Genomic DNA, 19,710 nt, shown 5'->3' on the forward strand with positions numbered 1-19,710 from the left:
AATCTTTTTTCTGCCATGTAAGCATGGCGCATTTTCCTATTCCATAAAAAAAACGCTTCTGCCACCGCAAAAAACGTTTTCGTATAAAAAGAGATGCGCAGGCATCTCTTCTCTTCCGTAATTCTTCCCTACGTTGGCATTATCCAAATCAGGTTATAGGTCGAAACAAATTATAGTTTCCTCTCAGCCAGCTTTGTACCAGCTCCCTGTAACATTAAATTGTATATTTAATTATAGTTTTGCTCTCTGTAAATGTCAACCTAAAATATCTTCGTTGTCCATTTGCTCATGTCCCAGACTTCCTGCACGACATCTTTATAAAATTCCGGTTCATGACAGATTAAAAGAATACTTCCGCGGTATTCCTGAAGTGCTTTTTTCAGTGCATCCTTGGCGTCTACGTCCAGATGATTGGTCGGCTCATCCAGAAGCAGAAAATTCGTGTCACGGTTGATCAGTTTACAAAGACGGACTTTCGCCTGTTCTCCACCACTCAGAACACGGACCTGACTTTCGATATGCTTTGTCGTAAGCCCGCATTTTGCAAGCGCAGAACGCACTTCATACTGTGTAAAAGACGGAAATTCTTCCCATAACTCTTCGATACAGGTATTTTTATTCTCCCCTTTTACTTCCTGCTCAAAATATCCAAGTTCCAGATTCTCTCCCAGTTCACATTCCCCTTTCAGAGAAGGAAGCAGTCCGAGAATACTTTTAAGAAGTGTTGTCTTTCCAATTCCGTTCGTTCCGACAAGAGCAATTTTCTGTCCCCGTTCCATCGAAAAATTCAGTTTTTTCGATAATGGTTCATCATAACCGATCACAAGATCTTTTGTCTCAAAAAGCATTTTTCCCGGCGTGCGTCCATAACGGAAATGAAATTCCGGCTTCGGCTTTTCTGCCGCAAGCTCGATCACATCCATTTTATCCAGTTTTTTCTGTCTGGACATTGCCATATTTCTTGTCGATACACGCGCTTTATTCCGTGCCACAAAATCTTTCAACTCACTAATCTCCTGCTGCTGTCTGCGGTATGCTGCTTCCAGCTGTGCCTTCTTTACTGCATAAACTTCCTGAAAATGGTCATAATCGCCCACATAACGGTTCAGTTCCTGATTTTCCATATGATAAATAATATTCACCACATCATTGAGAAATGGGATATCGTGCGAGATCAGTATAAATGCATTTTCATATTCCTGCAAATAGCGTTTCAGCCATGCAATATGTTCTTCATCGAGATAATTAGTTGGCTCATCCAGAAGCAGAATGTCTGGTTTCTCCAGCAATAATTTTGCCAGCAGAACTTTGGTGCGCTGCCCGCCACTTAAGTCTGTAACATCACGGTCTAATCCAAGATCCAGAAGTCCCAGCGCTCTTGCCACTTCTTCTACCTTTGCATCAATTGTATAAAAATCATGCAAAGTCAGCTCATCCTGAATTGTTCCAAGTTCTTCCATTAATTCTGCCATCTGTGCATCATCTGCTGTGCCAAGCAGATCGCATATCTCATTCATGCGGATTTCTTTCTGCAGAAGACTGTCAAATGCAGATTTTAGAACTTCCCGGATTGTCATGCCTTTTTTCAGCACCGCATGCTGATCCAGATATCCTGCATGTACGTTTTTCGACCATTCTACTTTTCCTTCATCCGGCGTCAGTTTTCCAGTCACAATGTTCATGAATGTAGACTTTCCTTCTCCATTGGCTCCTACCAGCCCGATATGTTCACCTTTTAATAACCGAAAAGAAACATCTGAGAAAATGGCTCTGTCTCCAAAGCCATGTGTCAGATGTTCCACGTTTAATATACTCATAGAAAATCTCCTACCCCTCCAGCAGCATTGCAATCGCTGCCGGGTCTTCCTCAGCCGAAGCCTGCACGCACAGCAGTACGTCCTGGACATACGACTGTGCGAAATCAAGCGAGCCGGCAATTTCTATTATTGTTTTGCCTTCTTTATATAATGCAAGAATCTGTTCGATTTCTTTTATCTTCTCTCTGAGTGTTTCATCAGCAATAGATGGATGTTCCATATACTCTCTACTCCTGTTCCTGGGCATTTTCTTCCACTTCAAGTCCCAGCTCATCTAACTGCTTTGCATCAACCGGTGACGGAGCTTCTGTCATAAGATCAGATGCGTCTTTTACTTTCGGAAATGCGATCACATCACGGATGCTGTCCTGCTTTGCCATAAGCATAACAAGACGATCCAGTCCGTATGCCAGTCCTGCGTGCGGCGGAACTCCGTATTTGAATGCTTCAAGCAGGAATCCAAACTGCTCTTGTGCCTGCTCCGGTGTGAACCCGAGAACTTCAAACATCTTGCTCTGAATATCCTGATTGAAGATACGTACACTTCCTCCACCGATCTCGTTACCGTTCAGCACAATATCATATGCCTTTGCACGAACTCTTCCCGGATCACTGTCAATATACTGAAGATCTTCTTCCATCGGCATAGTAAATGGATGATGCATCGCTGTAAAGCGATTCTGTTCATCGTTCCACTCAAGTAATGGGAACTCTGTTACCCAGAGGAATTTGTACTCATTCTTATCCAACAATTCCATCTGACGGGCAAGTTCCAGACGCAGTGCACCAAGAACATCCCATACAACTTTATTTTTATCTGCTGCAAACAGAAGTAAGTCTCCATTCTCTCCACCCATTGCCTGGATCAAAGAAGCCTGCTGCTCTTCTGTCATAAATTTGGCGAATGAGGATTTTACAGTTCCATCTTCGTGGATTGCAATATATGCAAGTCCTTTTGCGCCATAGTCTTTTGCAAAATCAACCAGTTTGTCAATTTTCTTTCTTGCCATGCTACCCTGTCCTTTGGCGTTGATGCCACGGACAGTTCCGCCATTTTCAATCGCACTTTTAAACACAACGAAATCAAAGTCTTTTACAACTTCTGTTACGTTCTGAAGTTCCATTCCGAAACGGATATCCGGCTTATCAGAACCGAAACGATCCATTGCTTCCTGCCATGTCATTCTCTGAATCGGCAGTGATACTTCAACACCAAGAACTTCTTTAAATAATTTTGCGAGAAGACGTTCATTTACTTCAATTACATCATCTACGTCAACAAAAGAAAGCTCCATATCAATTTGTGTAAATTCCGGCTGACGGTCTGCTCTTAAGTCCTCATCACGGAAACATTTTGCAATCTGGAAATAACGGTCACATCCGGAACACATCAAAAGCTGTTTGAAAAGCTGTGGTGACTGCGGGAGTGCATAAAAATGTCCCTGATGCACACGGCTTGGTACAAGATAATCTCTTGCTCCTTCCGGTGTACTCTTGATCAGGATCGGAGTCTCAATCTCCATAAATCCTTCTTCTGCGAGAAACTGACGGGTTAATGTCGCAACTTTGCTTCGCATCATCAGGTTCCTCTGCATATCCGGTCTTCTCAGATCCAGATATCTGTATTTCAGACGAATCTCTTCTTTTGTCTTTGAATTTTCTTCAATCTGGAACGGTGGTGTCTCAGACTCGGAAAGTACACGTAATTCTTCCGGAATGATCTCAATCTCTCCGGTTGCCAGATTTTTATTAACTGCGCCGGAACGTTTTTCCACTTTACCTACAACAGCTACTACATATTCCGAACGAAGCTTCGCGGCCTTTTCGATCAGCGCTGCATCCGTCTTGCCTTCTTCGCATACAACCTGAATGATTCCGGAACGGTCTCTGACGTCAATAAATACGAGACCTCCTTTGTTACGGTTTTTCTGTACCCAGCCCATGATTGTCACAGTTTCACCTGCATTCGCTGCAGATAACTCGGCACATCTATGAGTTCTTTTTAATCCCTGCATTGATTCTGCCATGATCCTTCTCCTTTTCTTCTCTATATTCTACAGACGGTCTGCGTAGCAGTCTACAATATCTGCATAGCCTTCCCCTGTAAGTTGTTCTTTCTGGAACTTCTTGTTTTTCTTCATATTGACGATCAGTACCTGTTTTCCTTCTTCTCTGTCTTTTTTCGCCATTGCAAGTACTTTTAACATACTTTCTTTTGGAAGCTTCTTCTCCAGAAGGTATGCCTTTTTCTCTTTTGCTGCCGGAACTTTGTATCCATTTTCCAGAAGCAGCATAACGATTCTCTCAAATCCGATAGAGAATCCGCATGCCGGCGTATCCTGTCCGGTAAATTTACCGATCATCCTATCGTATCTTCCGCCACCTGCTACGGAACCTCCGAAGTCATCCATTGTTACTTCAAAGATTGTTCCTGTATAATAAGACTGTCCACGCACCAGTGTCGGTGTAAATTTCAGATTAAATTCGCACTCTTTTGCCTCTTCCACACTTGACATGATCAGTTCCATACTCTGTGCAGTCTCCTCCGGCAGATATTCTCCTAACTTTTCTTTCAGATAATGGATTCCTGTTACATCTGCGCTTACTTCATCAAAAAGTTTCAGATATGTCTCTACGTTTTCTTTTGCATAGCCCATCTCGATCAGCTCATTTTCTACACCTTCTGCACCGATCTTGTCCATCTTATCTAAAATAATGAAAACTTCATCGTAATCTTCCTCTTTGAATCCGCTGTATGCAGCCATTGCTCTTAAAATTCCACGATCATTGATACAAACTGTAAAATTCTTGAAATCCAGCTTGCCAAGCATTGCTGTTGTCGCAAGGATCAACTCGATCTCTGCCAGTGCAGATGCTTCACCTAAAATATCAATATCACACTGCATAAACTGACGAAAACGTCCTTTCTGCGGACGGTCAGCTCTCCATACATTACCAATCTGCAGCGCCTTGAAAGGTGCCGGAAGCTCATTGGAATGGTTAGCATAATATCTTGCAAGCGGAACTGTCAGATCATAACGCAGACCTCCGTCTGCCAGATCATTTTCCTCTTTTGCCTGATCAATCTTTAACTTCTCGCCTCTCTTCATAATCTTGAAGATCAGCTTCTCATTATCTCCGCCCTGCTTGCTGCACAGATTTTCAATATGCTCTACACATGGTGTCTCCATTGACGTAAATCCAAAACTCTTGTAAGTTTTTTTAATAAGACCGATCAGATAATCACGGATCTCCATCTCTGCAGGAAGGATGTCCTTCATGCCGGTAACCGGTTTCTTCTTTAATGCCATAGCCATTCTCCTTTTCGTTCTATCATTTCATCAATCCTCTGGATATACGCGTCGATTGCTTTTACATTCTCCAGCCGAATCAGATTTGTTTCTTTTTTCTTTTTGCTGCCCTGTACCGGCACCGGGTTCTTTAATACGATCTTCGTCGATGCGCCTGCACCTGCAGCGATAATGGATTGTTTTTCTTCCATAATAAGTATATTGTAAATTCCGGCTTTGTCAACCTTTGCATAACCTACATTTTCAAAATTTCCGGCAATATTCTTCTGCCGGTACAAATAATATGGCAAAAGTCCCATCTCTTTTGCCACGCGTCTTGCTTCATCTACCATCTCTTTTGTATCTGGGCCGACAGAAGGTTTTTCATCAGACCGTCCCATCTTTGCAGCACGCTTGATTGCAAGAGAATGTACTGTCAGGCTGTCCGGTTCCAGTTCTTTAATCTGTGAAAGCGTATCTTCCATATCCGCAAGTGTCTCACCCGGAAGTCCTGCGATCAAATCCATATTAATATTGTCAAATCCAAGACTTCTTGCCGTATGATATGCATCACGGATCTGTGAAACAGTATGTTTTCTGCCAATCAGATCCAGCGTTTTCTGCTGCATTGTCTGTGGATTAATAGAAATCCTGCTGATTCCATGCTCCGCAATTACCTGTAGCTTTTCCGGTGTAATACTATCCGGTCTGCCAGCCTCTACGGTATATTCCAGAAGATACTCTCTTGAAAAATATGTATCGATACAGTCTAACAGTCTCTTCAACTGTCCGGCAGTTAGTGTAGTCGGTGTACCTCCGCCAATATAAATCGTATTTAATTTCTTCTCCACGGATACCTTTCCGATGTAAGCAAGTTCTTTGCACAGTGCATCTAAATATGCTTCCACACTGTCTTTCCAGTCAAACAGTGCGCCTGAGCTAAAGGAACAGTAGCTACAGACACTTGGGCAAAATGGAATTCCGACATACAGACTGTATCCATTTTCATAATCCAGTCTGTCAAGTAATTCTTTCTCCCGGTTTGCGATTTCCCATGCAAGAATAGTTTTCTCTTCACTCGCCAAATTTTCTTTTTGAAACCACTGGACAAAAGCGCTTTTATCCATTCCTTCCTCCAGTTTTTTCATAGCGATTTTTGTCGGACGCACTCCGGTAAGGACACCCCACGCAAGGGAACGTCCGGTTATTTCTTTCAGTTTTCTGTATAATGCACGATCAAGTTCCTTCTTTGTCAGTTCTTTTTCTCTGGAAATGGCAAGCCTGCTTCCATCCGGGAGAACCGCCTCTACATAATTAGAGGCTTTTTCGTCCACCCGGGCCACCATGTTCCCGGCTGGATAAAAAGCCTTCATAATATGATACGCATTATACGTGTATGATTCGTTACAACATATAATTTCCATCATCTTTTCTCCCATCCATCTTACACATATGGATTGTGTGTTTTCTCATGTCCGATCATCGTCTCTCCCATATGACCCGGGTACACATGTGTCTCATCCGGTAAAAGGAATAATTTTTCTCTTACAGAACGGACGATCGCCGATGTGCTGCTGTTTTCAAAATCTGTACGTCCGACAGAATTCTGGAATAGCGTATCACCGCTGAACAGCACATTCTCAGATTCTACATAGTAACAGCAACATCCCATCGTATGACCCGGTGTGTGGAGCACCCGGAAATCATATCCGGCAAATGTAAGAACGTCTCCGTCCTTCACAGTCTTCGCTCCGGCAAATGTATAACCATTGGTATAAGTCAATGACTGGTTCAGTCTTGCATCCGTCAAAAGATCCGCATCATGTTCTTCTACATAGACAGGAACATCATAAACTTTCTTAAAATCATCAATCCCCATTATATGGTCAAAATGTGCATGTGTCAGCAGAATTGCTTCCACCGTAATATTCTCTTCTTCGATATAATTCTTCAGAGCTCGCGGAAAAGCAGCCAGATCAATAATGACCGCATGCTTTGTCTCTTCATTTATCACAAGATAACAATTCGTGCTGATAATACCTGTTACAAATTTTTCTATTTTCATTCCAGTTTTACCCCGTCGTTCTTTCAATATCGATCACGCCCTCGATCTGGCGCAGTTTCTTCACAATATGCTCTAATTCGTCTCTGCCATGAACAATAAATCCTGTCTCGATCGTCGCAGTTCCCTGCTTGCTTGTACGCACATTCATAGATTTGACATCCACATCTGCCTCTGTAAAGATCTTGGACATCTCCATTAAAAATCCCTGTCTGTCATGTGCATACATCTTGATCTCTGCAAGGTACTGTCCGGTCGCTTCCTGTGTAACGTCACTTTCCCATTCAGCATCAATCAGTCTTGCACGTTCAGATTCTGTCAGATGAATCATATTGATACAGTCTGTCCTGTGGATAGATAATCCTCTTCCACGTGTAACAAAACCAACAATCTCATCACCCGGAACCGGATTACAGCATCTGGAAAAACGAACTGCAACATCATCTATCCCCTTAACCACAATTCCACTCTTGGATTTGGCAATGTGCACTTTATTCTTGGACGCTTCCGCAACCTTCTCCAGTACACTCTCATCGGTAAGCTCCTGCTTGTGTTCCTTGCTGTATTCTTCTACCAGTCGATTTACAACCTGTCCTTCTTTTAGGCCTCCATGACCAATCGCCGCAAGCACAGAATCCCAATCTTTGAAACCATATTTTCTCTGTACCGTCTCCTGGTATTTCATATTCGTAATATGGGAAACATTGATGGATTTGGCTTTACAGTAAGCAACGATCATCTCTTTTCCTTTTATGATATTGCTCTCTTTAAACTCCTTCTTGAACCATTGATTGATCTTGTTCTTCGCCTGTGTACTCTTAACGATATTCAGCCAGTCACGACTCGGTCCTTTGGAGTTCTGGGATGTCAGTATCTCAATACGGTCACCGTTCTGGATCTTATAGTCTATATTTACAAGTTTACCGTTGACTCTGGCACCGACCATCTTATTACCGACAGCACTATGAATCGCATAAGCGAAATCAATCGGTGTTGATCCGTTCGGAAGGTTTTTGACATCTCCCTGCGGTGTAAAGCAATAAACATCTTCCGCAAACAGATCCAGATCTCCTTTGATCAGATTCAAGAACTCTCTGTTATCTGACATATCTCTCTGCCATTCCAGAATCTGACGAAGCCAGCTTAACTTCTCTTCTTCCTGTGCCTCCACACTCTTCTTGCCATCGTTGGATTCCTTATATTTCCAGTGTGCTGCGATACCATACTCTGCTGTCTTATGCATCTCAACCGTACGGATCTGTATCTCAAATGGCTGTCCCACAGAACTCATCAGTGTCGTATGTAGCGACTGGTACATGTTTGGTTTTGGCATTGCAATATAATCCTTGAAACGTCCCGGAATCGGTGTATACATCTCATGGATGACACCAAGCGCCGCATAACAGTCCTTCACAGAATCTACAATAATACGGACTGCAAACAAATCGTAGATCTGATCTACGGTCTTGTCCTGATTGACCATCTTCTTATAAATACTGAAGAAATGCTTGACACGTCCGTTCACTTCACATTTGATATTGGCATTCTTCATATGTGTCGATACTTCCTGAACGATCTGATCTACAAATTCTTCACGTTCTGTTTTTCTTGCATTGATCTGATTCACCAGATCAAAAAAGACTTCCGGCTGTGAATATTTGAGTGCCAGGTCATCCAGCTCAGTCTTGATCTTGGAAATACCAAGTCTCTGGGCGATTGGTGCATATATATCCATCGTCTCTTTTGCTTTTTCCTTCTGCTTTGCAGGAGTCATAAACTGCAGTGTCCGCATGTTATGCAGACGGTCAGCCAATTTGATAATGATAACACGGATGTCTTTTGCCATGGCAAGAAACATCTTACGGAGATTCTCCGCCTGTACTTCCAGTTTATCGGAAGAATAGGATAATCGTCCGAGTTTTGTAACTCCATCTACAAGAAGTGCTACTTCATCTCCAAATTCACGTTTGATATCTTCTTCTGTATATTTTGTATCCTCTACGACATCATGTAACATTCCTGCTGCAATCGTCTCTTTATCCATCTCCAGATTTGCCAGAATGATCGCAACCCAGAGCGGATGCACAATATATGGTTCTCCGGACTTACGGCACTGGTCTCCGTGTGCCTCTTTCGCCAGAGCATATGCTTTTTCAATCATACTGACATCCGTAGACGGATGGTACTTCCGGATACGGGCAATTAACATGTCATACAGCTCGTCCGGGTTCTCATACTCACCCGGCTTCTTAATCCCATGACCATCCACAACATCCAGCCCTTTTGTAAGATCTTTGGTAAGAGTGCTTGCCGCAATCTTATTATCCAATGACTCATACGTTGTCTTTGACATATTAACGCCTCCTTCCTCTGATTTCTCTTTCCTTTATCTGTCTGTTCTACCTTATATTACGGATTACTTGCCCGGATAGCAGATTACAGACTCTACGTCATATCCTTTCAGACGCTCACGGCCTTTGAGTCCTGCCAGTTCCATCAGGAATACTGCTTTCACTACAACACCGCCAAGTCCTTCGACCAGCTTGACCATCGCTTCATTCGTTCCTCCTGTTGCAATAAGATCGTCAATGATCACAACTTTTTGCCCTGGTTTAATCGCATCTCTGTGCATCTCCAGTTCGGCGCTTCCATATTCAAGATCATACTTGATTCCTATGGTCTCGCATGGTAATTTGCCTTTTTTGCGGATTGGCACGAATGGCTTGTGTAAATTATATGCAATCGGAACACCGAAAATAAATCCCCTGGATTCCGGTCCAACAACGATATCAAAATCTAATTCTTTTAACTTCTCCTGCATCAGATCAATTGCCAAATGCAGTCCGTCTGCGTCCTGTAACACACTTGTTACATCACGGAAGATGATACCTTCTTCCGGAAAATCCTCAATACTTCTTACATATTCTTCTATCTGTTTCATAATGCATCTTCTCCGTTTCATGATAAAATACAAAATTAGTATATCATTACTTGATATGATTTTCAAATAATTCTATAGATATTCACCTATGATCCCATTTACCGATAATGCATCACTACAATCTGCAATGTTTTTCTGCCCAGATAATCGTTGATTTCCGGATAAAAGGTTGCCTGGATTGTCATCTGGCTTCTGCCGCCTGTAAGAAGCTCTGTTACTTCCTGTTTTCCATATTTTTCCTCCAGGTAACCGATAAACTTCTCTACTTCACCAAAATAAACCGCATCCAATATGACATGCTCTGCATTTTCCAGACGCATTTTCAATACATTTTTGTTGCGTCCAAGAACCCTCGCGCTGCGTATTACCAGATTTTTTTCTGCAAATACCGGCTTGGTATTACCTTTACCGAATGGCTCCAGCAATTTGATCTCATCGATAAACTTCGGCGATATCTTGGAAAATGGCAATTGCATATCAATTGTTATCTTTTCCGAAAGATCCTTCTCACTCAGCATACATTTCTCATTCAGTTTTCTGCGCAGCTTATCGATATTCTCCACCGGAAGGGACAGTCCCGCCGCCATCTTATGTCCACCATATTTATCCAGAAGTTCTTCACACTCATGAAGTTTCTCATACATATAATAAGCTTCAATCGATCTGCCGGAGCCTTTTGCTCCTTCTTTAGCGTCCGTGATAACAAAGACTGGCCTGTAGTATTTTTCCCGGATCTTTCCTGCCACAATTCCCGCCAGACTCTCATGACATTCCGGCAGATACACTACCAGTACTTTATCTTCTTTTAATGTGGAGTGTTCTATATATTCAATCGCTTCTTTCACGGCTTTCGCAGTCAGATCTTTCCGGCTGTCATTCAGTGCCTTCAGATCTCCTGCCAGAACATCTGCTTCTTTTTTGTTCTTCGCCCGCAAAAGCTCCAGTGCGCGTTTTGCCGTATCCAGCCTTCCTCCGGCATTGAGACACGGTCCGATCACAAAACCGATATGATAGGAATTCAGCCGCTCCTTTTCAATTCCATTGCATTCCATAAGCGAACGCATCCCCGGATTGGCAGTCCGCTTTAGCATTTCAAGACCTTCCCGCACAAAGATCCGGTTTTCATCTTCCAGATCCATCACATCACCAATCGTTGCCATTGCAACATTTTCTATAAGGTAATCGATATCATCCACATCATGTCCTGTCACCTCATACAATGCTTCCATCAACTTGTATGCAACTGTTGCTCCGCAGATCCCCTCATAAGGATAATTGCAGTCCGGCTGTTTCGGGTCAATGACTGCATCTGCCGGCGGAAGAATATATTTTCTTTTACCTTTATAAGTCATTTCCGCAGTCTGATCTTTTTCTTCCTGTTTTTGCTCATCTTCATAAGGCACTTCATGATGATCTGTTACGATCACAGTCATGCCAAGTTCTTTCGCATATGCGATCTCTTTCCTGGCGGCAATGCCATTGTCACAGGTGAGAATCGTATCGACTCCGGCACTTGCCGCCCGCTCGATCAGCTCATTGCTCAGACCGTAGCCATCTGTCATACGGTTTGGAATATCATAATCCACCTCTGCTCCCAGTCCTTCCAGTCCTTCCAGTAAAATATACGTTGCATTCACACCATCGATATCATAATCTCCGATCACACGTATTTTCTTCTTATCCGCAATCTTCTCTGTCAATATGTCAATGGCTCTGTTCATATCTTTTAACAGCATGCCATCATACAGATCTGAAATCGTTCCATGAAGATACTTCTCCATCGCTTCCTCTCCTATGACATTCCGATTTCTGATCAGACTTACCAGTTGTTTACTAATATGAAATTTTTCGCTCAGTTCCTCAAACTTTGCTCCTTTGCGAAGTAATACCCAGCGTTCCATCTGCTTCTCCTTTAGTTCTCTTTTTTATAAACTGCCCTCCGCTTCTGACAGTCAGATGGCAGTAAGGAAACAGCCACAACCATAGGATCTATGGTCATGGCTGCTTATGTTCTTATATCGGAACCGTATTATTTTTTCTTCTTTTTGCCTCCCGTCTGTTTTGCAGGCTGTGCTTTTGCACCGATTTTCATCTTCATGACATACCACAGTGCACCTGTAATACATACAGAAGAGTAAGCCCCCCATGCAACACCTACCATCAGCGGTGCAGCAAATTCCTTAATAGAACTAACACCAAGAATAAACAGGATTGCTACCATAACAAACGTTGTCAGAGAGGTATAAATACTTCTTGTCAAAGTCTGTGTAATGCTCTTGTTTACAAGCATATCCAGATCTGCTGCTTTCTTTCTGCCACGCAGTTCTTCACGGATTCGGTCAAAGATAACGATCGTCGCGTTGATCGAATATCCAACAATTGTAAGCACTGTCGCAATAAATGTATTACCTACAGAAATTCTTACAACACCGTAGAAGATGATTACGATTATTACATCATGTAGCAATGCAAGTACGGCACTGGTTGCAAAGCGGATATCTTTGAATCGGAACCAGATATACAACAGCATACAGATGGCTGCAATAATAACCGCAATAACTGCATCCTGACGCATCTCACTGCTTACAGTAGAGCTGATATTCTCTGCAGTGATCTTAGATTCATCTACTTTAAAGTTATCTACCATCGCTTTGTTCAGCGCTTCACGCTGTTTTAAGCTTAATGTAACGGTCTTGATGATAATCTGTTTTGTTCCGGCAACTTTCTGTGTCTGAACATTGTGATCACCGGTTGTCTTCTCTACAACAGGTACGATCTTCGCATCAATATCATTGATAGAGTAGTCCTCATTAAATGTTACATTCGTAGCTGTACCACCCTGGAAGTCCAAACCATATGCAAATGCTCCGTCTCCTTTTGATGCATGGAATCCCATGATTCCAAGTCCAATTACCATAACAGCAATTGAGAATGTAAAGAAATACTTTTTCTTTGCAAGGAAATCAATAGTCTTTCTTTCCTTCTTCCATGGACGATAGTAGAATTTTTCGTTTCTGATACCGACACCATAGAACGCATATACGATCATACGTGTGATAACAAGTGCTGTAAACATCGATACAATGATACCTATTGCAAGTGTCTGTGCGAATCCTTTTACTGTACCGGAACCCTTAAACCACAGAACTGCTGCTGCAATCAGTGTTGTTACGTTACCGTCAACGATCGCTGACATCGCTTTGTGGAATCCGGTCTTCAGTGAATTCTTCACTCCTCTGCCTGCCGTCATCTCTTCTTTCACACGAGCGAAGATGATAACGTTGGCATCCACCGCCATACCGATACTCAGGATAATACCTGCAATTCCCGGTAACGTCAGTGTAATGTCAAATGCATTCAGGATAACCATTACCAATCCTGTATAAATCAGAAGTGCAAGTCCGGACGCAAGTCCCGGCAAGTAATATACCCATAACATAAACAGGAACACAACCGCAAGTCCGATCGCACCTGCTACTAAACTTGTATGTACTGCCTGCTCTCCGAGCTGTGCTCCCACAACCTGGGAACGGAGTTCTTCCAATTCCAGTTTCAGTCCACCGATACGAATCGTAGAAGCAAGTCCGTCTGCCTCTTCAAATGTCATATTTCCTGAAATCTGTGCAGAACCATCTGTAATCTCATTCTGTACATTCGGCACACTAACAAATGCTCCGTCGTAGTAAATACCGATACTCTCGCGTGCTTTGTAAGCTTTCTTCGTAGCATCTGCAAACTTCTTCGTTCCTGCCTTTGTAAACGTCAGTGATACAATATTCTCTTTTGCTTTTGTTGTCGGATTCTCTGTCGTCTGTGCTTTTGCAGATTTGACATCTGTTCCTGTCAGAACAATAGAGCCGTCTTTCTGCATTTCTTCCAGAGATTTTGAAAGCTTGTAATCTTTCGCAGCATCTCCTGTAGAGCTGACAAGTTTATAATTGGCTTTGCCTTTGCTGTCTGTCTGTGAAATAAAATACAAAGAACCCGGTTGTCCAAGTTCATCCAGAATCTCATTTGCATTGGAAACACCCGGAATCTCAATGTTGATTCTGTCTTTACCTTCCTGGTAAACAGAAGCTTCTGTACTGTACTGTTCTACACGCTTCTGCAACTTGTAGATCGTATCATTCATCTCGCTGTCTGTCGGGTTGTCATCTTTTACTTTATATGTAATACTGACACCGCCTGCCAGATCCAGTCCGAGCTTGATATTCTGTGCCGAACCGGTATGACCTTTTCCGAATCCGACAGCAGTGGTAAATCCCAGAAGTCCAATCAGCACGATCGTCAAGATCAGACTCAGTATACCCTTCCCCTTTTTCATAATTGCTAAACCTTTCCTTTCTTTCCGACTCCATAAACTGCACTGTCTGAAATTATATGCTTTCAGCGTATACAGTCCACTTTGTTAGTTTAGCACAATTTATCCAAATTGAAAACCTTTTCCTTATATTTCACCGAACAATTCACAGGCTGCGGTAAAACATGCTTTGCGCGTTTTATCCGCTGATTAGCGGTCGTCAAATGCTGTCATGTAAGCATGACGCATTTTCCTCGTCGCCATAACAAAAAGCTTCTGATACCATGCTTTTCATCTGATATCAGAGGCTCATTTTTCCTTTATTGTATTCCGTTATCTTACTTCCGTAATTTTTATGAGATCATACCGCCTGTCATGCCGCCACCTGTACAGAGAATCCATGCCGTCAGCATATTAAGCCCATTTCCGGAAAGCGAACGATACAGTATGATCGTAATGACCAGAAGCAGAATAAAATATAAATTTCCCAGAAGGAGTCCCCAGAAAAAGCGTCTGGTTCTGACCAGCTTTCCGATCACAATTCCTCCTACAACCGTTGATAATACATATACTGCCACAATTGCTGCCGAAACAAGATGCTCATTCCATTCAAATTTGTACAACAAAACAGACAACAGCAGCAGACTGATGCCTGTTACTACATAGGAAAAAAGCAATGCCTTCAACAGCCATATGATTTTCTGATTTTTTTCCAGCCTGTTCATCTTCTTCCCTCCTCTTTATCAAAAGTATGAAAAGAAAAGGGCTTTTATTCCTGTTTCTTCCTCATTGTTCCATCTGTCTGCCGAGAAAATCTGCAACGCAGACGGCGACCTGCATTTCCAGATCGGTTAATTTCTTTCGGTTCTTTTCGCCAAGTAAAAGCACACCTCCAATCACGTCCCCTTCACACAAAATCGGGCCGATTGCTTCTCCGGTGAAAGCAGACTCTTCAACATCCACAACATTTATATAAGAAGAATCCTCCTGAAATGCAAGCAGTTTTTTCCTTTTTAACAGTATTTCTTCCAGTTCTTTACTGATAAGCTGCTCGTCCAGTTCTTTTTTACCTCCACCTGCCACCGCAACGATTTGATCCATATCGCAGATTGCTGCCGTGCAGTGCAGGCTCTGCGATAAGCTCTGCACATAATTTCCCGCCAGTGCACTCAATTCGCCGATTGGTGAATATTTCTTCAATACGATTTCACCTTCCCGGTCTGTAAATATCTCTAACGGATCTCCTTCCCGAATGCGGAGTGTTCTGCGGATTTCTTTTGGAACAACGACGCGCCCGAGATCATCTATCCTTCTGACTATTCCTGTGGCTTTCATATTCTCCTCCAATACCCAAGTTATTTTAACTGCTTTTTGATTTATAAGTTTCCTGATTTCTGTAATATTTTCTATATATAATCTGCGCAGTTAGTATATGGAAAATATGTAAAAATATTCTGTATTTCATAAAACCTGCCGAGACTGCCACTGACAGCTCCCAGCCATAGAAATATCAGGAGCTTCATACCCGCCTATGTGCGGTTATGAAGCTCCAGTGCTCTTCGATGTTCTTCTTTCTGGCTATACATACGTTTATCTGCTTCCTGGATCAGCTCATGCACCGATGCTTTCACCGGAAATTCAAAAGAATCAATAATACCAAAGCTGAAATCTTTCAGATATGGACGTTCTACTCTGGTGCGGAAAGCTTCCTGGATCATCTGCATCCGTTCTCTCAGATATGCTTTGTCACATTCTTCAATCGCAATGCAGAATTCGTCTCCACCAATCCTTGCAAACAGATCCTTCTTTCGGATTTGTTCTTGTACTATATCGACAAAATGATTCAGATACCAGTCTCCTTCTTCATGACCATAAGTATCATTGATATATTTTAAATGATCGAGATCACAGTAGCAGAACACAAATTTTTCGCTTTTTTCAAGAAATTCTTTCATCTTTCCAACCAGAAGATTACGGTTACCAATCCCGGTAAGCGCATCCAGATATGCCTTCTCTTCCAGTTTTTCCTCACGTTCCTTTTCTTCCGTGATATCACGTATAATATGTGCGTATGCTTTCTCACCCTGCCACTCCATAAATCCTGTAGCGACATAATAATAGCGATGATCGGACACCTGTTCTTCCCACTCCCATTCACACTCACAGGCATTCTCTTCCGCCTCAACCTCTGCAAGTTTTTCTGCAAGTCTTTCCCGGCAGATCTCGTAAATTTCTCTGTGTTTTGAATCTGACAGACTCTTCCCGCTGCAATACAGTGTTTCCTGTCTGTCTTTACTTAAAACAAGAATGTCTTCTTTGCTTCGCTCGATCAGCTGGATCAAAAGCTGATTGTAACTTTCTACCATATTCGCATGTGTCTTCTCACGTTCTGCTTCCTGCTTCAGATACTGTTCCCGCTCTTTTAACTGCTTTGTCATTGTATTAAACGCTTCCGAAAATTCTCCCAGATAAGAAACACTCTGGGAATAATCTCCTTTGGCAACCTGTTTTGCCTGCCAACTTAAATGGTTCAGATTTGCATGGATATTTTTGAGATTCTTACACAGGAAATTCTCACGCGGCGGCGCTTCCACCGAAAGATTTCCCACAGATATCGCCGCAGAATATTCTTTCATCTCTCGTACCGCCTGTTCCAGATACTGCATTCCTTTTCCAAGTTTCTCAAAAGCAGGTTCCAGATCATCTATCTGCAAAGCATTCACTTTATCGTCATATAAAATACTGCGAAGATATTCAAATAACTGTTCACAATTATCTTTATGTTTCATCTGTCTGTTCCCCGTCTTCTATTACATTTGCATGAAACCGGCATACACGGTCACCAGTAGCCCAGCAGTCTACTTCAATGGCTTCATATGGCCTATCTGTATATACAGATAAAATTCCGGAAATAAATCCTTCATCATAATTACATACAGTCTCGCCAAGAATCGGAAGTCCTGAACAGTCCGCATCTTCCGATACGGTCAATATGATTTTCCCGCTCTTTTCTTCTATACTTTCAATTCTTAAAACACCAATCTTAAATTCTTCCAGTTTTCGCTGTAACTCACTCAGAAATGAATCCAGTGGCTGGTCGAGATTCATCATATTCTTTGCAAAATATTCACCGGATTTGCGTCCTGCTTTCCGAAAAATCTCTATCTGCTTTTCTTTTCCGAAATTATTTACAAGCTCTTCTTTGATCGAATATTCCAACATCCGGTATACTGTTACCGGAAGCATATCCCCAAGATTGCCCCGTCCATTTTCATTAAACTGCAAATATTCTTCAAATGAAATAGGACTGCGGTCCCCCATAAAAATATTATTACTCATTGTCCTTCTGTATTTCCTCTCTAGACTCTGTGCAAATGTACATCCAGATTTAGTATATCATTATCAAAAACAAGATTCAACGTAATGTTGCCAAAAATATCATGTGAAAGATTTTACATAACTCTGGATATTTTCACCGTATTTCTGTATAATGGATAGCAGATTTAAAGAGGAGGAATGAAATATGAGTAAAATCGATGAAGTCCGCGCTGACATGGTAAAAGCTATGAAAGCCGGTGATAAAGAAAGCAAGGAAACCTTATCTATGTTACTCGCAGCTCTTAAGAATAAAGCGATTGACAAACGTTCTGACCTGACCGCCGAGGAAGAAACTCAGGTTATCTTAAAAGAAATTAAACAGACTAAAGAAACTCTGGAAATGACACCTGCCGACCGCACTGAGATCATTGACGAGTGCAACAAACGTCTCGCAGTTTTAGAGCAGTATGCTCCAAAGATGATGGATGAAGCTGAGATCCGCGCTGTCATCGACGCGACACTTTCCGAAGTCGGAATCGAAGCACCTGAAGCAAAAGACAAAGGTAAGATCATGAAAGTTCTGATGCCAAAAGTCAAAGGCAAAGCCGACGGCAAACTGGTCAATGATATTTTAATGACTTATATGAACTAACCTGTCACCTTTTTTCAAATACCGTGACCGTAAAATGATCGGTTCTTAGTTCATCGCCATAATAAAAACAGCAGATACATCCGTACCTGCTGTTTTTTGATGCCAAAGTTAAAAGCCTGAAAAAGTACGAAGTACGAAACCATTTGCATGGCATCTTTTGACTCTGATATCTTTTAATAATCAACATCTGTATTCGTCTGATCGTCCGTCTTCATATGTTCTGTATAAGGCTTCTCTTCTTTCTGCTTGATCCGCACACCGAGATTCGCATAAGAAATCGATCTCCATACTCTTTTGTGTATGCTGATATCCGCTTCCATCAGCCATTCATCTTTCGTCTGCTCATAAATCTTATTCTTTCGCTGTGCAATCAATTTTTTCTTCTTATCCGCTGTTGCTTTTCTGTCTTTCAAGCTGACAAGCTTTGCTACATAACATCCCTCTTCTGTCTCAACCACATCAGTAAGATCTCCCTTGGAAAGTTCATCTGCTGCCTTCACTAGCTTCTTGTCCGGCTTTATAGATGCGGAATCAAATGTCACTTCTTTATAAATCTTCCCGGCATCCTGTGCCGCTTTCTCAAAATCCTTCTTCTCTTTTGCATGTTCCAGAAAAGCTTCTGCATCTGCTTTTGCCTGTCTCTTCTCAGCAGCGGAAAGTTCAAGTCCTTTTCCGGTCTCTTTCGTCTCTTTATAAGGGAACAGAACATATTGCATCCGCTTCTGTTTTGCCTCTTCATTCGTGACTTTCACATCTGCTTTATCTTCTACTGCTTTTTTCACTTTACTCTCTACAGCCATCAGTGTAAGCAGGCGCTTTACTGTCTTTCTTTCACCGGACACCTGATTCTTATTATGAAGCGCATTATCTTCATCAAATTCTCTGGCTGACTTCTCAATCACATCTTTTTCTGCCTGGGAGAGCGTCACCTTATATTCTTTCATATGCTCTTCCGATAACAGCATCGTCTCCAGATCTTCTATCACCTGTTCTTTGACTGCATCTTCATAATTATTGCCCTTTTCAGCACGGGATCCCCACATATCATTTCCCATATATGCCGCATAGTAAGTCTCATATCCCGCCTGGATATATCTTGCATAAAATTCAGCAATATCAGCAGTTACATCAATCCCATTTACCGTTACTGCCGCATCTTTTCCACTCATTGATGAACTGCATCCGGTAAGCGTTGTGACTGCAAGCACTGCTGCGAGTATCACTGCTGTGATTCTTTTCTTCATATCTTATTTCCCTTCTGCATTCTGATCGTTCTCTTAAGTATAGCTTAACATACCAGAATGAGTCAACCGGCTATTCCCGAATGATT

16 protein-coding genes and 1 riboswitch are annotated in these 19,710 nt (G+C 42.2%); of the genes, 1 reads left to right on the forward strand and 15 read right to left on the reverse strand.

What is annotated here, in order from left to right:
* Window positions 1-108: 108 nt before the first annotated feature.
* Window positions 109-220, reverse strand: a riboswitch (TPP riboswitch).
* 40 nt (window positions 221-260) lie between these two features.
* From DW125_RS12425 to DW125_RS12490, 14 genes are all read right to left on the reverse strand, one after another.
* Entirely contained in the window at window positions 261-1,817 is a 1,557-nt protein-coding gene (locus DW125_RS12425; protein ID WP_021861544.1) for an ABC-F family ATP-binding cassette domain-containing protein, read from the reverse strand.
* 10 nt (window positions 1,818-1,827) lie between these two features.
* On the reverse strand, window positions 1,828-2,037 hold the full coding sequence (locus DW125_RS12430) for a hypothetical protein (protein WP_021861545.1): 210 nt from the start codon (window positions 2,035-2,037) through the stop codon (window positions 1,828-1,830).
* A 7-nt stretch (window positions 2,038-2,044) separates the two neighbouring features.
* Window positions 2,045-3,844 (reverse strand): aspartate--tRNA ligase, encoded by a 1,800-nt coding sequence (gene aspS / locus DW125_RS12435; protein ID WP_117538346.1) that lies wholly within the window; start codon window positions 3,842-3,844, stop codon window positions 2,045-2,047.
* 27 nt (window positions 3,845-3,871) lie between these two features.
* Window positions 3,872-5,134, reverse strand: a complete 1,263-nt coding sequence (gene hisS, locus DW125_RS12440) for a histidine--tRNA ligase (RefSeq protein ID WP_117538347.1) — start codon at window positions 5,132-5,134, stop codon at window positions 3,872-3,874.
* Entirely contained in the window at window positions 5,119-6,534 is a 1,416-nt protein-coding gene (hemZ, locus tag DW125_RS12445) for a coproporphyrinogen dehydrogenase HemZ (RefSeq protein WP_117538375.1), read from the reverse strand. The genes hisS and hemZ overlap by 16 nt, the downstream gene beginning before the upstream one ends.
* Window positions 6,535-6,551: 17 nt before the next feature.
* Window positions 6,552-7,172, reverse strand: a complete 621-nt coding sequence (locus tag DW125_RS12450) for an MBL fold metallo-hydrolase (protein ID WP_117538348.1) — start codon at window positions 7,170-7,172, stop codon at window positions 6,552-6,554.
* A gap of 7 nt (window positions 7,173-7,179) precedes the next feature.
* A complete protein-coding gene (locus DW125_RS12455; protein WP_021861550.1) occupies window positions 7,180-9,522 on the reverse strand; it encodes a RelA/SpoT family protein in 2,343 nt (780 codons plus the stop codon).
* A gap of 63 nt (window positions 9,523-9,585) precedes the next feature.
* Window positions 9,586-10,110, reverse strand: coding sequence for an adenine phosphoribosyltransferase (locus tag DW125_RS12460; protein WP_021861551.1), 525 nt, complete (start codon window positions 10,108-10,110; stop codon window positions 9,586-9,588).
* Between the two features lie 98 nt (window positions 10,111-10,208).
* Window positions 10,209-12,011, reverse strand: a complete 1,803-nt coding sequence (locus DW125_RS12465) for a single-stranded-DNA-specific exonuclease RecJ (protein WP_021861552.1) — start codon at window positions 12,009-12,011, stop codon at window positions 10,209-10,211.
* A 128-nt stretch (window positions 12,012-12,139) separates the two neighbouring features.
* The gene (locus DW125_RS12470; RefSeq protein ID WP_021861553.1) at window positions 12,140-14,434 is read right to left on the reverse strand and encodes a protein translocase subunit SecDF; all 2,295 of its coding nucleotides are present in this window, start codon (window positions 14,432-14,434) and stop codon (window positions 12,140-12,142) included.
* Between the two features lie 329 nt (window positions 14,435-14,763).
* Window positions 14,764-15,135, reverse strand: a complete 372-nt coding sequence (locus tag DW125_RS12475; protein ID WP_021861554.1) for a TIGR04086 family membrane protein — start codon at window positions 15,133-15,135, stop codon at window positions 14,764-14,766.
* Window positions 15,136-15,196: 61 nt separating this feature from the next.
* Window positions 15,197-15,745 carry a stage V sporulation T C-terminal domain-containing protein gene (locus DW125_RS12480; protein WP_021861555.1) on the reverse strand — a complete coding sequence of 183 codons (549 nt, stop codon included), beginning with the start codon at window positions 15,743-15,745 and terminating at the stop codon, window positions 15,197-15,199.
* A gap of 194 nt (window positions 15,746-15,939) precedes the next feature.
* The gene (locus tag DW125_RS12485) at window positions 15,940-17,199 is read right to left on the reverse strand and encodes a sensor domain-containing diguanylate cyclase (RefSeq protein WP_021861556.1); all 1,260 of its coding nucleotides are present in this window, start codon (window positions 17,197-17,199) and stop codon (window positions 15,940-15,942) included.
* On the reverse strand, window positions 17,189-17,749 hold the full coding sequence (locus DW125_RS12490) for a V4R domain-containing protein (protein WP_199537842.1): 561 nt from the start codon (window positions 17,747-17,749) through the stop codon (window positions 17,189-17,191). The genes DW125_RS12485 and DW125_RS12490 overlap by 11 nt, the downstream gene beginning before the upstream one ends.
* Window positions 17,750-17,933: 184 nt before the next feature.
* Between DW125_RS12490 and DW125_RS12495 the strand changes: the two genes are divergently transcribed.
* Window positions 17,934-18,380, forward strand: coding sequence for a GatB/YqeY domain-containing protein (locus tag DW125_RS12495; RefSeq protein WP_021861558.1), 447 nt, complete (start codon window positions 17,934-17,936; stop codon window positions 18,378-18,380).
* A 173-nt stretch (window positions 18,381-18,553) separates the two neighbouring features.
* On the opposite strand, the gene DW125_RS12500 is transcribed toward DW125_RS12495, so the two are convergent.
* Window positions 18,554-19,624, reverse strand: a complete 1,071-nt coding sequence (locus DW125_RS12500) for a peptidylprolyl isomerase (RefSeq protein ID WP_117538349.1) — start codon at window positions 19,622-19,624, stop codon at window positions 18,554-18,556.
* Window positions 19,625-19,710 lie beyond the last annotated feature (86 nt).

It is taken from the genome of Dorea sp. AM10-31 (genome assembly GCF_003435815.1).
Taxonomy (GTDB): Bacteria; Bacillota; Clostridia; order Lachnospirales; family Lachnospiraceae; genus Dorea_D; species Dorea_D hominis.

Coding starts and splice junctions, on each gene's coding strand:
- DW125_RS12425 (WP_021861544.1), bottom strand. CDS start 1,817: ATGAGTATATTAAACGTGGAACATCTGACACATGGCTTTGGAGACAGA.
- DW125_RS12430 (WP_021861545.1), bottom strand. CDS start 2,037: ATGGAACATCCATCTATTGCTGATGAAACACTCAGAGAGAAGATAAAA.
- aspS (WP_117538346.1), bottom strand. CDS start 3,844: ATGGCAGAATCAATGCAGGGATTAAAAAGAACTCATAGATGTGCCGAG.
- hisS (WP_117538347.1), bottom strand. CDS start 5,134: ATGGCTATGGCATTAAAGAAGAAACCGGTTACCGGCATGAAGGACATC.
- hemZ (WP_117538375.1), bottom strand. CDS start 6,534: ATGATGGAAATTATATGTTGTAACGAATCATACACGTATAATGCGTAT.
- DW125_RS12450 (WP_117538348.1), bottom strand. CDS start 7,172: ATGAAAATAGAAAAATTTGTAACAGGTATTATCAGCACGAATTGTTAT.
- DW125_RS12455 (WP_021861550.1), bottom strand. CDS start 9,522: ATGTCAAAGACAACGTATGAGTCATTGGATAATAAGATTGCGGCAAGC.
- DW125_RS12460 (WP_021861551.1), bottom strand. CDS start 10,110: ATGAAACAGATAGAAGAATATGTAAGAAGTATTGAGGATTTTCCGGAA.
- DW125_RS12465 (WP_021861552.1), bottom strand. CDS start 12,011: ATGGAACGCTGGGTATTACTTCGCAAAGGAGCAAAGTTTGAGGAACTG.
- DW125_RS12470 (WP_021861553.1), bottom strand. CDS start 14,434: ATGAAAAAGGGGAAGGGTATACTGAGTCTGATCTTGACGATCGTGCTG.
- DW125_RS12475 (WP_021861554.1), bottom strand. CDS start 15,135: ATGAACAGGCTGGAAAAAAATCAGAAAATCATATGGCTGTTGAAGGCA.
- DW125_RS12480 (WP_021861555.1), bottom strand. CDS start 15,745: ATGAAAGCCACAGGAATAGTCAGAAGGATAGATGATCTCGGGCGCGTC.
- DW125_RS12485 (WP_021861556.1), bottom strand. CDS start 17,199: ATGAAACATAAAGATAATTGTGAACAGTTATTTGAATATCTTCGCAGT.
- DW125_RS12490 (WP_199537842.1), bottom strand. CDS start 17,749: ATGAGTAATAATATTTTTATGGGGGACCGCAGTCCTATTTCATTTGAA.
- DW125_RS12495 (WP_021861558.1), top strand. CDS start 17,934: ATGAGTAAAATCGATGAAGTCCGCGCTGACATGGTAAAAGCTATGAAA.
- DW125_RS12500 (WP_117538349.1), bottom strand. CDS start 19,624: ATGAAGAAAAGAATCACAGCAGTGATACTCGCAGCAGTGCTTGCAGTC.